Source organism: Thermogemmatispora sp., from assembly GCF_019683755.1.
Lineage (GTDB): Bacteria > Chloroflexota > Ktedonobacteria > Ktedonobacterales > Ktedonobacteraceae > Thermogemmatispora.
Genome location: NZ_JADGHT010000087.1, coordinates 1 through 14,834, shown reverse-complemented (window position 1 = coordinate 14,834; position 14,834 = coordinate 1). Strand labels below are relative to the sequence as shown.

Sequence of the window (14,834 nt, the reverse complement as noted above, 5' to 3'; positions counted from 1 at the left end):
CTTTAGAGTATACCTAATGATAGTTTCTTTGACAAGTGAAATATCCTAAGATAATCAAGCGAGCACTAAAATGCTACTTCTGTAGAGTGCGATTGATGATAGGAAGCGGGCTGCGTTGTAGCTGAGCACGGAGACGATAGCTGATGTGGCAGGCGCAGGGCATGCTGCTGATCACCCCGGCTTTGAGGAACTGCAGAGCCTCCCCTGGATCCGCCTTGCAGGGGGTGGTTTGCACCTGCCCGAGATCATAGCGCTCCAAGAGCAGCCGCACCCAGCGATAGAGCCGCTGCTGCCGCACCGCCGAGGGACGATACTTGTGCGCCACGACCTCCGGCTCTAGCTCAGCGAGCAACGGCGCCACCTGTTCCTCGGGCAAGCTCGCCTTGAGTACCCGCGGCATCTGCGGCGAAAAGCGCAGAATGTCCACGGTCATCCGCTTGAGCCGCGACCCCAGGATATCGCGGATCTGCGCAAACAGCTCGTGGTAGGCCGCGCGGTAGCCCGCCACCGGAATAATCGGCCCCAGTCGGATCGTGTGATCAAAGGCCCCATGATCAATGGCCCAGGCCAGTCCGCGCAGGCGGGCCTCCGGCGGGGCCCCGCCCGGTTCAAACTGCGCCGAGATCGCCGCCGGGTTCAGACTGATCGCCACCAGGGCCAGCCGGCCCTCGAGCTGCAGGTAGGGTTCGTAGACCCCCTTGGTCAGGAAAAAGGAGACGATCCCGCGCGCGCTGGCCAGATCCAGGATGGTCTGCACCAGCGAGCCACGCCCGTGCTCATCCACAAACCAGGGATCTTCTTCGACAGGACCGCCCAGCTCCGCCCAGTTGACCACGCTGCCCTGCGGCAGCCGGTCGAGTTCCGGCATGACCTCCTCCAGGTTGAGGGCCACGCTTTTGAGTCCCATCCCCTGCAGGCCACGCAGGTAACAGAAGCTGCATTCGACCGGACAGACCCCTTGTGCGTAGTTGCCGCGCAAGAAGCCCCGGATCGGCTCGGCTCCTCGCTCCTCCTCTGGCGACCGGGTCCCAGCGATCCAGGTCTGCCGGCCCCGACGGTAGGCGACGATCGGCGTCCAGGCCCCGCAGGTCGTGCCAGCGCCTCCCACGAAAGGCGCAATGAACTGGGGCGTGCCAGCTCCCCCACGGCGAATCAGCAGCAGGAGGCGTGGCTTGCGTTGAGCCTCAGGGACGTCCGGCCAGAGCTGCTGATGGAGGCGCAGGGCCTCTCGTGCCACCTCACTGCGACTCCTGAGACGTCGCAGATGGACCGCCGCGACCAACGGCGCGAGCTGCGCCGCGGCGGCCTTCGCCTGGTCCTCTTCGTGAGGATTGTGTGCGTGCAGCAGCAGGTGAGCGGGACGCGTCGGGGAGATCCGTCGGCGATTGGCCAGCAGCCGCCTGGCCCGTTCCCCGGCTGCTCCCACCGCCACCGCCGCGTCCAAGGCCACCAGATCAATCTCAGCCAGCCGGCCTAGCATCGACGGCATCCGCTCCTCCCGCCTCTCAAGCATCAGTGAGCCTGCCCTCTCAGAGTGATCTCCACTTTGTTCTTGCTGATCCGATAAGAGCTGCGCCTCTTCCATCGTTGCAGGATTTGGCTGCACCTCAGCCTCACCCTGCTCACAAAACGGCTTTATCATCCTGGTCCCCCCATTGAACTCATAAGCATTCGTTCCTAGGCAGTCAGTCGCTAGATCGACACTACAATCGAATTTTTGTTCAAATATCCTCATAATTATATACTGGACAGAGCGATGAAGTCGAGAGAGCAGGGACAAGAGGCTAAAAAAGAGCACAGTGGCACCCCACTAGCCCCACAAACGTCCCGTGGTTTGTCCCGGTTTCCATCTTGACAGACAACTGCTCTGTATGGTATCTAATCAATAAGCCAACGCAACCGGTTGCATAGTGAAAGGCCAAGCGGCGAGAGAGGCAGGGCAACGGATCGCAACGCGGCGACCGGCCCAACAAGCGACGAGAAAGCGGTCAGGGGGTCTCTGATGACCACACAGGAGGAGCAGCACCCAGCAAATGCCGGCCCGAGCGAGCCGCGGCAATCAAACGGACAAGTGAGCCAGACACTGCTCGAGTTGAACACGGCGCGGCCCACACTGGCGGAGATTGCCCGGCGGGCAGGTGTCAACAAATCCACCGTTTCGCGTGCCTTACGCGACGACCCCTCGATTCCGCAAGCCACACGTCAGCGCATTCGGGATCTAGCCGCGCAGCTTAACTACGTGCCCAACGCCAGCGCCCGCCATCTTAATCATGCACGTACCGACACGCTTGCCTTTGTTTCACGCGCCCTCAACCTGGATGCCGGTGCAGGAAACGCCGATCCATTCCTGGTCGAATTACTCGCCGGCATCGCGGACGAGGCCGCCAATCACCATTTCGATGTTCTCCTGGTACGAGCCGAAGAAGGCGAGCGCGAACTTGCCGTCTACCAGCGCATTCTTGGTGGCCGGCATGCGGATGGCGTGATTCTTACAGACCTGCGCCCAGACGATCATCGCCTTGCCTATCTTTGCCGTCATCGCTATCCACACGTACTCTTTGGTCGCTCTGCCGAAGACCTCGCCGCGGCCCGCCTTTATCCCTATCCCTGGGCCGAAGTTGACAACCGTAGCGGGGCCAGGATCGGCACCGAGCACCTCATCAGCTTAGGGCACCGACGGATCGCCTTCATCGGTGGAGGAGACACCTACCACTGGGAGCGTGATCGGCGCGCCGGCTATCGTGAGGCCCTGGCTCGCGCCAACCTGCCTTACGATCCACGTCTCTGTATTCCAAGTGGCATCTCTCAGAAAGACGGCTATCTGCTCACACAGCAACTGCTCTCTTGGGAAGAGCCACCAACGGCCATCTTTGCTATCAGCGATGTGCTCGCCGTTGGCGTGATGCGGGCAGCCCTTGACGCCGGAGTTCAGGTCGGGCCAGCCTTCTCCGTGATCGGCTTCGATGGCCTTGGACTAGGCTCATACTTGACACCTCCGCTCACTACCTTACGTCAGCCCATCAATGAGGTGGGGCGCATCCTGGTGCGCCTGCTGTGCGCCGTCTTGCGCGGGACTCCACCAGAAGAGCCACATGTCTTCCTACAACCAGAGTTGATCATACGCGCCTCAACGCGTGGCTATTGATGCAAGCCGACACAGCGCTCAAAGTAGCAGCTTTTCGTACTTTGCAGGCCAGAGAAGCAGCACCAGTATCGTCAAAGAGGAGAAAGAAACTGTGTACGATAAGGATCAGCAAATAGGTCCAGCTATACAGGCAATCCCTGATAGGAAACGCTATTACGCTCTCAGCGGGCGGCGCCTCTATACGATCGCCACCCTGGACGGCAGCTTTCCTGACATCGGCTGGCACCAACCAGGCGAGATGGGGGGCCTGTGGGCTCCGCCGCTCAAGCTGCTTGACGGCTACTGGTTTGCGCTGCGTCTCCCTGCAAGCAAGGAAGTACTTTGGCTGACTCATCCCGAGCGCTGGCAATGGACAGCCGCCGGCGTGACCCTCAGCTACACGCTTCCGACCCTGGGCCTTTCGATCGAACGCTGCGAATGGATCATACCTGACGAGAGCGCCCTTGTGCTCCAATTGAGCCTCAATGCGCAGCCACACCTGACAGGGACAACGGTCAACGAGGTGCTTTGCGGCCTAGTGGTGCGCAGCGATTTGCACGGCGCCTGGATGGCCGAGGAACGCCTTGGGTGGCACGACGGGCAAGATCTGGCCGATTATGATGAGGAACTGGCCGCCGTCGTGCTGCGCGACGCGCTCCATCCTACGTGGACAGCCTGCGTAGGAGCCACCGTCGCCCCCGTCGCCTGGCAGGTAGGTGACGCGATTTGGGGACCGGAGCGCACTGGCGGGCGCGGCACCGGCGCCGCGCTCTGGTACCGTTGCCAGATCTCTCCCGCTGGATCGGCGCAGCTCAGTTTCCTCATCACCGGCCCCGCGCGTTCCGCGGGGTCGGCTGCCAACCTCTTTGCCCGCCTGACAGAGGGAGAACAGGTCTCAGGCGGCCTGACGCCCGTGCTCGTCGAAGCTCAGCATCGCGCCCGCGCTGAGTTTCTCTCCCCCTTCGAGCACTGTGCTCTTTCCTCGCCCGACTCGACCTTCAATGAGGTCTTCGCCTGGTCCAAGGCCAATACCGCACGCTTACTACTAGAGGTGCCAGGCATCGGCACCGGCCTGATGGCCGGTTTGCCCGATTTCCCCTGGTGGTTCGGCTGCGACACGGCCTACGGGGTGCTGCCACTGTTGCCCACCGGTCAGACCGCGGCAGCCGTGGCCAGTCTGCGCACCCTGGCCATCTTCGGCGAACGCTGCGACTCCCACAGCGCTGTACCTCATGAAGTGCTCCCCTATGGTCAGATTTGGGCGAGCGGTAATCTGGTGGAGCTGCCGCTTTTTGTGCGCGCACTCTACCATACCTATTGCTGGACGGGAGACCGCAGCCTGCTGGCAGAGCTGTTCCCTTTCTGCCTGCAGGCCCTGCGCACCTGGCCGCTGGCAGACTGCGACCGGCGCGCTAGCCTGGTTCCCCATGGCAAGAGCATTGTAGAGACGCCGGAGATGGCTAGCGATGACGTGCAGGCGCTAGATGTGGCTGCCTACCTGGTCGAGGCTCTCGATTGCCTCGCCGCCCTGGCCACGGAACTGCATGACCCTGGGTTGGCTACCGAACTGCGCCAGCGCGCCGCGCAGACTCGCGCCCATGTGCGCGACGCCTGGTGGCTGTCACGCGAGGGCCTCTTCGGCGATCTCTACGCTCCACCCTCCAGCCTGCGCCAGCATCAGGCCCTGCTACAGGCACGGGCCACGGCGGCCTCCGCTGAGGCATGGAAGGCCGAGGCCCAAGCCATGCAGGAAGCAGCAATAGCCCTAGAGCAGGCGCTCACTGAGCAGGCTACAACGGCAAACCCGGTTAGTTGCCAGATAGAGGATGTTCCTCGCCCTTGGCTGCTCTACCATATGGTCCAGGCTCTGGCTCTGGACGCCGGTTTGCCTTCGCCCGCTCAGGCCCACTCGCTGCTGACACGCCTTGAGACGCCCGAGTGGCAGGAGACTTACGGTCTGGTGCTCAATGCCCGGCGCAATCGGGCAGTCATGACCCTCCCATCTGGCGCCCTGGCCGCCGGCGCAGCTCGCTACGGTCGCCCTGATCAGGCCCTGGCCTGGATGAAACGGATGAGCACCGCCTTTGGCCTGGCTTCACCAGGAACACTGAGCGAGTATGCACCTGATGGCGGTTGCTTCCTCCAGCTTTGGTCAAGCTATGGCATCGTTTGGCCAGTGGTCCATTATTTCTTTGGTATCCGCCCCCAGGTAGCTGCACGCCGCTTGCTCTGCATCCCTCAACCACCCAGCACCTGGCCTCGAGTCAGCCTGCGCCGCATCCCTGTGGCCTCCGCTTCTCTTGATGTCGAGCTGACCGTAGAACCAGATAGCCTGTACGTCCAGCTCACAATCAGCGAATCAAACTGGGAACTGCTGCCCGGCCTGGCACTCTCGCCCGACCAGCACGTTCGCGAGGCTCGCCTGAATGGCAGGCCCGTGACGCTCCGTCCGGTCCAGCTCACCGGATTCGAGGGGCGCACGATCTGGCTTGCTCCGGCCTTGCAGCAGGCGACTACCTATGAGCTGCTCGTACGCTGGTCTGTCTCTGCCGCCACGGCTGATCCCTACCATAGGAGGTGAGCAAAGCTGGCGTACCTGAATTACTCTATCTGCTTATCAATTATCTTTAATCAGTCTTTCTTGCAAAGATGCAAGAACCTATGAGCAGAACAGTGACAGCATTTGTGCTTGACCTGTTCCCCCTATCTGGCCCCAGATCTGTCAGATTCAGCCGAGGTGAGCTGCGGCGGACGCTCAACGATCTTGGCGCCCACGGAGCCGCGCCGCCTGACGCGGCTGACAGAGAGATCGGTAGAGTAGCCGATGAGAGCAAACGAAGGAGTTCACCGATGTCAAGCAAAGCGAGAAAAAAGAGCCTGTGGAGTGCCTTGATGGCCCTCACTCTCGTCGCCCTCCTCACCGCCTGCGGCGGCGGCAGCAGCACCGGTGGAGGCACGACCAGCGGAACCGGTGCCAGCGTGACAGGGCCTAAAAACGCCCTGGTGCGCTGCCCAAGCAACACCAACACCACAGCAGCCAGCCCCGAGACTGGCCAGATCCATCTGGTTGTGGCTGGCTGGGCCTCGACACCAGCGGAGGATGCGCTTGTCAAGCAGGGTCTCCAGAATTTCGAGAAGCTGCATCCCAACGTGACGGTGACCTGGACGCCTATTCCCGGGGACTACGCTACCAAGATGCGCGCTAACGTCGCCAGCGGCAACGTGCCCGATGTCTTCTATCTGCAGCCGCCAATGGCACAGGAGTATATCCCTGCCGGCAAACTGCTCAACCTTAGCCCCTACATGGCGCGCGATCACGTCTCCCCTTCAACCTACTACCCATCGCTGATGCAGGACTTCGATTGCGCTGATGGCACGGTCTTTGGCATTCCCAAGGACTGGAACTCGCTTGGCCTCTTTTATAATAAGACGCTTTTCCAGCAGGCCGGCCTTGGTGATCCCTCTAATTGGACCTGGGACGACCTGAAAAACGCTGCTCAGAAGCTGACAAAGCGCGGCAGCAGCCCGGCTAATAGCGTCTACGGCATCGCGCTGCCCGCCGATGCTTCGCGTTGGGGGGCCTTCCTCTTCGCCAGCGGTGGCCAGATGGTCTCTGCCGACGGCAAGCAGGCCCTTTTTAATAGTCAAGCTGGCATTCAGGCGGCAGAGTTCTATACCTCCTTCGAGCTGAACCACACTGGCGTGATGCCCGGCGATGTCGGGGCCAGTTGGGACGGCGATGCCTTTGGAAAGCAGCAGGTGGCCATGACCCTGGAAGGCGGTTGGATGATTCCTTTCCTGGCCCAGAACTATCCCAAGGTCCAGTATGGAATCGCGCCGCTGCCTATCGGACCAAGCGGTAAGCGCGGCAACCTGCTCTACACCAATGCCTGGGCCGCCTATTCTGGTACCAAGTATCCCGGCATGGCCTGGGAGCTGATTAAGTATATGACCGGCGCCGAGTATCAAACACAGGTCCTGCACAATGGCTTTGCCCTGCCTACCCTGACCTCGCTGGCCACTGATTCCTACTTCCAGCAGAATCCGGGGGTCAAGGTGCTGCAGGATGGAGCTTCCTACGGTCAGCCCGACTTCTACGGCGTGGCTGATACGGAGATTCACAGCGATGTGAGCAATGCCCTGCAGTCGATTATGCTCGGCAAGCAATCGGTTGCTGACGCTCTCAACGCAGCGGCTCAGAAGGTCAATACCTGGATAGAGCAGAATGTGGCTCCCTAGCTCTTAGCCGCTGGCGTCTGCGCATCGCAAGCGCCCTGATCCCGAGTGCGAGCAGGAGAGCGAGGGAAAGGAAAGACGGAAGGAAGGCAGCCAGCATAAGCTAGCTGCTGAGCGCCGCCAGGCCTGCTGCGCCGTCGCCAGGCCTCCACGCCGGCCTGGCTCCGACCCTTCGCTCTCCTCATCTCCGATGAGCCGTGCCCTTACCCCTGCTTCCCAGGTTAGTTGGCCTGTTTGTAAAGCAAGGAGCTTTGATCATGCAACTGTCAGTAAGGAAAGCTCAACCGGACGGCCCATATGGAACGCGTCGCCTTCTGCCTTTCAAGATAAACCGGCGCAAGCTGACAGAGACGCTAACCGCCTATACCTTCCTGGCTCCATATCTGTTTGTGCTGATCGTCTTCACGCTGATCGCCATTGTTACCGCGCTCACTTTGAGCTTTTTCTACGTCGACTTCGGTTTTACAGCGCCGATCTTTTACGGCTTCCGTAATTACTTGAACATCTGGTACGATCTGACCCATGATGGCGACTTCGCTGTCGGTCTGCGTAACTGTGTCGAGTATACGATCGGCGTCGTGACGCTCCAGACGATTCTGGCGCTTTTTCTGGCGCTCCTGCTTAACCAGAGAGTACGCGGGCGAAGCTTCTTCCGTACCATTTTTTACCTGCCGGCCATGACCTCCTCAGTGGCTATCTCTCTGATCTTCTATTGGCTCTATCAGCCCCAGGGAGGCATCAACTATGTGCTCTCGCTGCTCCATATCCAGGGACCGGCCTGGTTGGAGAATCCTTCGACCGCTCTACCCGCTATCATGCTGCTGAACATTTGGACGACGGCCCCGACTTTTATGCTGATGTACCTGGCAGCTCTACAGGACATTCCATCAACGCTCTATGAGGCCGCTCGCGTGGATGGGGCCAATAGCTGGCAGATGCTTTGGAAGATTACAGTACCGCTCCTGCGCCCGACCACTTTCGCTGTTGTGGCGCTTGGCTCAATCGGAGCCTTCCAAATGTTCGATCAGGCCTTTGTTATGGAGGGAGCCAGTGGGGCCCCGCTCCGTTCAACCTTGACAGCGGCGATGGTGATCTATGACACGGCTTTTCAGAAGTCGCTGATGGGACTGGCCTGCGCTCAAGCCTTTGTCCTGTTCATCATCATCTTCGCGGTCACATTGCTGCAGAAGCGCTATATCGATGTCAACATTCAATACTAGTGCCAGTTAGGCTGGCACAGAGAGAGCCGAGTCAGGTGGAGCAGATCGCGCCTGGCCTGTCTCTTCGGCAAGTCAGCAAGAGAGAGGAGGAATAAGAGCTATGAGTACGATTGGAGGCCTGGCCAGAGCGGAAAAGGCGCCTCTGCCAGCAGTGGCTATCTCATTGAGGCGGCGGCCTCCCCTACCCGTGCAGCCGGGTCGCATCTTGCTTTACATCGTACTGATCGGCTACGGGCTATTCTCGTTGGCTCCTTTCTTGTTCGCCTTCTCATCGTCCTTCAAGACCTACGCGCAAGTTCTCTCGTGGCCGCCGAGCCTCCTGCCCAGCCCGGCGACCCTCGACAATTACCGCTTTATCTTGAGCGGTTCACAACTCTTTCCGCGCTACATTCTGAACTCGATCATCTACGCTGGGGCCGTAACCATTCTTAATGTGCTGCTGGCCTCAATGGCTGGCTACGCCTTTGGCCGCATGGAATTCCCCGGCAAGAACCTTTTCTATCTGTTGACACTGGCGGTCTTGATGATCCCCACACAGCTCATTCTGATCCCGAAGTTCCTGGTAGCTTATACCCTGGGCCTGACTGATAACTACGGCGGGTTGATTGTGCCGGCCATGGTCACGCCAACCTCAGTTTTCCTCATGACGCAGTTCCTCAAGACGCTACCGCGCGAGCTAGAGGAAGCGGCCCTGATTGACGGCTGCTCACGCTTCCGCGCTTTCTGGCAGATTATCTTTCCCTTGGTGCGCCCAGCGGTGACTGTGGTAGCGCTCCTGTCCTTTCAGGGGGCCTGGAATGAGTTTCTTTGGCCGCTGATCGTGATGTCCCACCAGGAGAACTATACTTTGACGGTGGGCCTGGCCTTTTTCAAAGGCAACTATGTGACTCAGTACAATCTAGTGCTGGCAGGCGCAATGATCTCTATTGCGCCTCTGGTGATCATCTTCTTCATTTTCCAGCGCTACTTTATCCAGGGTCTGGCCACATCGGGCCTAGCCGGTAGATAGAGATACGCTGGCACGACAACAGGATCTTCGCAATGCTATTGTGGTGGAGTCTATGCACGAGTCGCAACAGACTGCTCTTCTTGTCCGTTGGTTAGAGCGAGGACGCGCCTGGTTGGATGAGCTACGGACGCCCGCAGGATTGCACGCTAGCAGCGCTAGCGATCACTATCATGCTCTGTTTGGACGTGATACGCTCTGGTCAGTGCTGCTGGTGCTGGAGGCTGCACGTCTGCGCCCGACCGATCAGGCGCTGGCCTCCTGGGCTGCTGAGTTGGCTGCACATGGCCTGCAGGCGCTGGCGGCAACACAGGGTACCACTGAGCGTGACGAGAATGAGGAGCAGCCGGGCAAGATTATTCACGAGTATTGGCCGGAACCGCGCCGTTGGCCCGAGGGAGCCTGGCCACTATGGGAGGGTCGTTACTATGGTTCGGTGGACGCCACTTATCTCTTTCTGATCACCGCCGCCACAGTCTGGCAGCAGGTCAGTGGTGGGCAGCAGTTGGTCGAGCAGCTATGGCCTCATATCTTGGCGGCACTTCATTGGACATTGAAGTACGGCGATGTAGACGATGACGGGCTGGTCGAAGTGCTGCCGCGCCAGCCGCGTGGCCTGGGACTGCGGAATCAGGTTTGGAAGGACAGTAACGATGCCCTGCTGCTCGAAGATGGGGCACCTCCCGAGCCGCCGATCGCCTGGGTCGAGCTGCAGGGCTATGCTCTGGCCGCTTTCCGTGAGATCCGGCCCCTGCTCCAGGCGGCGGGGGCTGAGGCCGCTCTCTTGCGCGAGTTGCAGGAGCGTAGTGAGCGCCTGCGCCAGGGCTTGCTCCGCTTCTGGCTCCCCGCGGAACGCTGTCCCGCAATGGCACTCTCTCCCGAGAAGCAGGCCATTCCTTTGGTAGCTTCCAATATGGGGCATTTGCTCTGGTGCGCCGCTCTGGAGGAACCCTATGCCTCTCAGACCGCAGAGCGCCTGCTCCAGCCAGACCTGCTGACTTCCTGGGGCATTCGTACGCTTTCTCGCACTTCCTATGCGTTTGACCCGTATTCCTACCACCGTGGCACCGTCTGGCCCTTCGATAATGCGATTATTGCTTCCGCTCTCTGGCGCATGGGCCTTTATCGCGAGGCACGTCTGATCAGTCGACGTCTATTGGAGGCGCTGCTCCTCTTCGATTCGCCGGTTGAACTCTATTGCGTGCTGCCACCGGAATGGATTCTGACACCTACTACGGGCGGCGCTGAGGTGCTGGCCGTCTATACACGCGCCTGCAAGGTTCAGGCCTGGACCGCCGCTGCCGTCATGCTGGCTGCAGCTCAGTTGCTGGCCGAGACTGGTTGATAGGCGAAGAATAAGCAGACTAATTGTTGCGCGTCGCTAGCAAGACCAGTAAAGACGCCGGGAGAAACGCCGATGAAAACGAGGGCAGCCATGTCTGCGAGGCTACGAGGGAGGGCTGAGCCTCCAGGAATGTGCCTCCAGGCGCAACGAAGGACAGGCGCATTCCTCAGAAGCTCTCTGCCTGATCCTGACCAGGAGCCAGCCCCCCTTGAGCCAGTACATGCAGAGTAAAACGGGCCGCATTACTCGCAGCCTTGCGCTGCCGCCGCTCCTTGTTCACGTGCTTGAAGCCATCGGCCCAGTCGGCAATAGCCTTCACAAGAATCCAATCAACTTTGTAGCGCTGAGCCGCCGCACATAGGCCAGCCCCTTCCATCTCGCCGCCGATGGCTTCAGGATCCAAGGCCTGGAGCTGATCACGATACTCCTTGTCATTAATCATCTTCTCACCAGAAAGTAGCAGACCGAACTGAACACGCTGCCCTTGCCAGCTCTTGGCGCCGCTCTTAAAGCGATCTAGCAATAATGGTGAGGCCGTTATACGGTCACCGCGCGGATATACGCTGCGTCGGCCTTCGTGGGCGACGACGGCCTGCAACTCATAGGCCAGGATCTGGCGCGCTACCAGGATATCACCAATCCGCTGCTCTTCGGGCTTAAGACCGAAGGCGATGCCGACCATGATCACCGCCCGCGGCTGTAGGTGACGAATGCCTTCACTGACGGTGAGAAGAGAGCCGCCAGTACCGCCCTGACCCATTTCAGACTGCACCATGACCAGACTGGTACCGCTTACCTCGCCCAGAAGATAGTAGGTCTTCTGGCCAATATATCGGCGCTCAAACTGAGGAAAGAGCGCCAGTACGGCCAGGGCTTCAACCTCAGTAACAGTGACCAGCAGTACATCAGCCTGGGGCTTGGGTTGCAGCGCTAGCCCGCTTCCGATGGGGAGCGCAGCCGGAGTTGAGGGAGAGGTAGAGAGAGGGTACGGCCCGATGGGCTGCTGAGGTGCAATGGCCGCTGGAGCTGAGCGCTGTCCCGCCAGCTCGGTTACTCTGACCTCGATAGCCCGTCCGGGGGAGAGCAGAGCCTCTAGCTCGGTAAAAAAGAGAGCAGGCCGCCCATAGGGTCCACTGATCAGGAACGGAGTCCATTTTCCATGACGCGCCTGGATAATTCGGAGCAACCGATCATCTTCAGAGGGATGCTCCGGCACTACATAATAGATGCCGCTTTGGCTGGTAGCGCTCAAGAGACGTAGGATGGCATCTTCCTGAACAGGAGATCCTACCACAATCAGATCTTCGTTGAGTTCGCGCTCCAGTATCTCACGCAGCGGAGAGCGAAATTCCAGCAGATCGGGGAAGCTGGGCAGAAGAATGCCGGCCTCGAGGCTGCCAAAGAGCCGCACCAGAAGGATGCCACGCTCACGCGTAGGCTCTCTCAACTTCTCCAGAAGATAGGCTTCGCTCTCGCGACCAAGCACGAGCTGACAAAGCTGCTCTGGCCCTATTCCCTCGGAGGCAAAGGCCCGCTCCAGCAGCGTATCAATCTCGCTCGCCAGGATCACTGTAAAGTAGCCCTGCTTACAGAGGCGAGCCAGGGCCCGATAGCCCTCCAGATCTTGGCATATCTCACGCCCAGAGAGTGCATGCTCCAGCAGGCTAAGACGATCACGTGGACCAAGTTGATGCAGGTAAGCACGGAAATCGCTCCAGCTTTCGCTGTGACACACTGCTCTGCGCATCTCGGCGGTCAGGCTGGCGGCCAGGGTGAGCACCAGACGATAAGGCGGATGCCCTCGCCGTTTGCGCAGGTCGAGTAGCCGGGCCAGTTGCCTGAGAGCAAGTGGCTTCTCTGCTTCCATCGCTTCCTCCTCTCTGCCGGCTCAGCCGCACGGCAAGCCCACATTCTGCGCTCCCAGGACGATGGGGCTTAGCGCAGAGCGCGGGGAAGAGTGCACCGCGTGCCCTCTCTGCAGCTAGCTGCAGCTAGAAAACAAGCGGCGTACCATATTTGAGTACCCGGAGCGCCTCCAGGCGCAGCACGTCAGGGAAAAGCGCTTGATAAATGCCACAATTTGGCGATCGGACATCGAGTCGTCCAGTCAGACGATACGTCAGCAAAGGACAGCCGCCGGCACACCAGTAGCGCCAGCGGCAGCTTCGGCAGCCCTCTTTCTCATCGACCGGAAGAGCACGCAGCCCCTGAGCAGGACGACGCACCATCTCTAGCGGGTCCTCGGCAGCGATGTCTGTGACCGTCTGCGAGAGCGCAGCATGACAGGGCGCTACGCCACCGCGCTGATCAATCACGAGATAGTGACGCCCCATACCACAAGCGTAGGGGGAGGCATGTCCGGGATGAGTTCGGTCGAGCAGCGCATTGAACAAGCGACGACGAGGTAGCCGGCTCTCAATCACCGCAAAAGCGGCCCGCATGCCCGCTATCATCTCCTCTTCCTCAAATCGAAGATATTCAATATTAGTAGCGCAATCATTCTCACGGTAGTAGCTGAGAGTAAAGGGCAAATCGAGCGCTAGCAAATACTCGAGCAGGGCGGGCAAACCGGCAAGATTGCGTCGGGAGACCGTCACATTGACAGCAGGAGGCCAGCCTGCGGCCAGCAAGCGCTTCAGGGCGCGCTCAACATAGGCGAACGAACCTTGACCGTGCACAAAGGGGCGCTGCAGGTCATGTTGCTGACCGAGGCCATCGAGCGAGAGCATCACCCTGATGCCTCGCTCTTTCAGAGAGGCGATGGCTCGTTCGCTCAGGGCCACGCCATTTGTGAGCAAGGAGGCGCTTACTCTGATGCGCGCCTGCTCTCCCAAAGTGAGAGCATAGTCATGCAGCGCCAGCACCTGGCGCAGGCGCAAGGTTGGCTCTCCACCAGCGTACTTCAGACGCACCGCCTGATAGCCGTGGCGTCGAGCGGAACGAAAGACGGCCTCCACAGCTCGTCTGGCTGTTTCTTCAGGGAGATGCTCAGCGCTTTTGCGCACGTAGCAATACTGGCAAGCCAGATTGCAAGCATTGGTGATATGCAGCCAGGCGGAGAGCGCCATGCCTTCGCCCTCCTGTCTGCGCGAGAAGCCTCGGACCGGCTTCCCATCCACAGGCAGCAGCAAGCCCAGCCTGATCAGTAAGCGCAGCAGCGAGAGCAGGGCCTCAGCGGATACCTGGGAGAAAGCCCGAGCGGCCTCGGCGGGCGAGGCTGGCTGCTCAAAGAAGCGGAGCAGAGCCAGGGTCTCGTCATCGCAAACGGCCAGGTGGAAAGTCGCCAGCCGCTCGGGGTCACAGACCAGCCAGTGTCCGGGCAAGCATTCTTGCCAATAGAGAGAAGCAGGCATATATAATCGGGCAGAACCAGCAGGCCAGAGATCGCTCTCAGGTAGCGAAGACTGTTCCTGGTAACAGAGTGGCCTCTCTTCTGCCTGCAGCCCTGCGCGATCGCCAAGGCCGCACTCACCGCTTTCGTCGCAATCGTCAGAGGTCCATGCCTCCGGAGAGTTTTTCCACACTGGCTCAAGATCGACCCAGACGTTCATTCGGGCGTGTCACCTCGCTGAGAGACTGAGTGATAGCAAGTGTCACAGTCAGGACCGCACTACAAGACTGGCAGCGACAACGCCTGACGCCTGTGGATTAATGGGATCAGCGGGGCATGGGGCCTTTCTCCGCCAGAGCATTACCGGCTAGCCGGGCACACGCACGAGTTGGGCGACCTCCTCACAGGCATACTCTAATTCAGGATAGCGCCCGGTCAGGCCGCGCTGGCGCCAGTCCTCTCGCACGAGCTGCGTCATTGCCGGTACGGCCTCCAGGGGCAAGGCCAGCAGGCGCTCCAGGAGGCGACGCTGGGCTTTGTGGTATTCCAACAGATTGTGCTGAGTCATCCAG

Annotated in this window: 10 protein-coding genes; 6 read left to right on the top strand and 4 right to left on the bottom strand. The window is 60.1% G+C overall.

The genetic code is table 11. From position 1 onward, the window contains the following. Positions 1 to 73: 73 nt before the first annotated feature. Positions 74 to 1,480: a hypothetical protein gene (locus IRZ24_RS08170; RefSeq protein WP_297162326.1), complete on the bottom strand. Its 1,407-nt coding sequence runs from the start codon at positions 1,478 to 1,480 to the stop codon at positions 74 to 76. A gap of 522 nt (positions 1,481 to 2,002) precedes the next feature. Between IRZ24_RS08170 and IRZ24_RS08165 the strand changes: the two genes are divergently transcribed. The 6 genes from IRZ24_RS08165 to IRZ24_RS08140 all read left to right on the top strand — a co-directional run bounded on the left by IRZ24_RS08165 (position 2,003) and on the right by IRZ24_RS08140 (position 10,931). Further along, a complete protein-coding gene (locus IRZ24_RS08165) occupies positions 2,003 to 3,145 on the top strand; it encodes a LacI family DNA-binding transcriptional regulator (protein ID WP_297162321.1) in 1,143 nt (380 codons plus the stop codon). Between the two features lie 91 nt (positions 3,146 to 3,236). Then, complete coding sequence (locus IRZ24_RS08160; RefSeq protein WP_297162318.1) at positions 3,237 to 5,705, top strand: hypothetical protein; 2,469 nt, start codon at positions 3,237 to 3,239, stop codon at positions 5,703 to 5,705. Between the two features lie 269 nt (positions 5,706 to 5,974). Beyond that, positions 5,975 to 7,363: a sugar ABC transporter substrate-binding protein gene (locus tag IRZ24_RS08155; protein WP_297162314.1), complete on the top strand. Its 1,389-nt coding sequence runs from the start codon at positions 5,975 to 5,977 to the stop codon at positions 7,361 to 7,363. A gap of 254 nt (positions 7,364 to 7,617) precedes the next feature. After that, positions 7,618 to 8,580: a sugar ABC transporter permease gene (locus tag IRZ24_RS08150; protein ID WP_297162310.1), complete on the top strand. Its 963-nt coding sequence runs from the start codon at positions 7,618 to 7,620 to the stop codon at positions 8,578 to 8,580. Positions 8,581 to 8,680: 100 nt separating this feature from the next. Further along, a complete protein-coding gene (locus IRZ24_RS08145; RefSeq protein ID WP_297162308.1) occupies positions 8,681 to 9,589 on the top strand; it encodes a carbohydrate ABC transporter permease in 909 nt (302 codons plus the stop codon). A 52-nt stretch (positions 9,590 to 9,641) separates the two neighbouring features. Next, entirely contained in the window at positions 9,642 to 10,931 is a 1,290-nt protein-coding gene (locus IRZ24_RS08140) for a hypothetical protein (RefSeq protein WP_297162305.1), read from the top strand. A 166-nt stretch (positions 10,932 to 11,097) separates the two neighbouring features. Here the strand turns inward: IRZ24_RS08140 and IRZ24_RS08135 are convergent, their stop codons facing one another. From IRZ24_RS08135 to IRZ24_RS08125, 3 genes are all read right to left on the bottom strand, one after another. Next, positions 11,098 to 12,798, bottom strand: a complete 1,701-nt coding sequence (locus IRZ24_RS08135) for a hypothetical protein (protein ID WP_297162302.1) — start codon at positions 12,796 to 12,798, stop codon at positions 11,098 to 11,100. A 124-nt stretch (positions 12,799 to 12,922) separates the two neighbouring features. Next, on the bottom strand, positions 12,923 to 14,482 hold the full coding sequence (locus IRZ24_RS08130; RefSeq protein WP_297162299.1) for a radical SAM protein: 1,560 nt from the start codon (positions 14,480 to 14,482) through the stop codon (positions 12,923 to 12,925). A gap of 147 nt (positions 14,483 to 14,629) precedes the next feature. Then, on the bottom strand, positions 14,630 to 14,834 hold a 205-nt coding region (locus tag IRZ24_RS08125), incomplete at its 5' end, for a hypothetical protein (RefSeq protein WP_297162296.1).

What these genes read in the sequence shown, in the direction of transcription:
- IRZ24_RS08170 (WP_297162326.1), bottom strand. Translation starts at nt 1,480, where the DNA reads ATGCTAGGCCGGCTGGCTGAGATTGATCTGGTGGCCTTGGACGCGGCG.
- IRZ24_RS08165 (WP_297162321.1), top strand. Translation starts at nt 2,003, where the DNA reads ATGACCACACAGGAGGAGCAGCACCCAGCAAATGCCGGCCCGAGCGAG.
- IRZ24_RS08155 (WP_297162314.1), top strand. Translation starts at nt 5,975, where the DNA reads ATGTCAAGCAAAGCGAGAAAAAAGAGCCTGTGGAGTGCCTTGATGGCC.
- IRZ24_RS08150 (WP_297162310.1), top strand. Translation starts at nt 7,618, where the DNA reads ATGCAACTGTCAGTAAGGAAAGCTCAACCGGACGGCCCATATGGAACG.
- IRZ24_RS08145 (WP_297162308.1), top strand. Translation starts at nt 8,681, where the DNA reads ATGAGTACGATTGGAGGCCTGGCCAGAGCGGAAAAGGCGCCTCTGCCA.
- IRZ24_RS08140 (WP_297162305.1), top strand. Translation starts at nt 9,642, where the DNA reads ATGCACGAGTCGCAACAGACTGCTCTTCTTGTCCGTTGGTTAGAGCGA.
- IRZ24_RS08135 (WP_297162302.1), bottom strand. Translation starts at nt 12,798, where the DNA reads ATGGAAGCAGAGAAGCCACTTGCTCTCAGGCAACTGGCCCGGCTACTC.
- IRZ24_RS08130 (WP_297162299.1), bottom strand. Translation starts at nt 14,482, where the DNA reads ATGAACGTCTGGGTCGATCTTGAGCCAGTGTGGAAAAACTCTCCGGAG.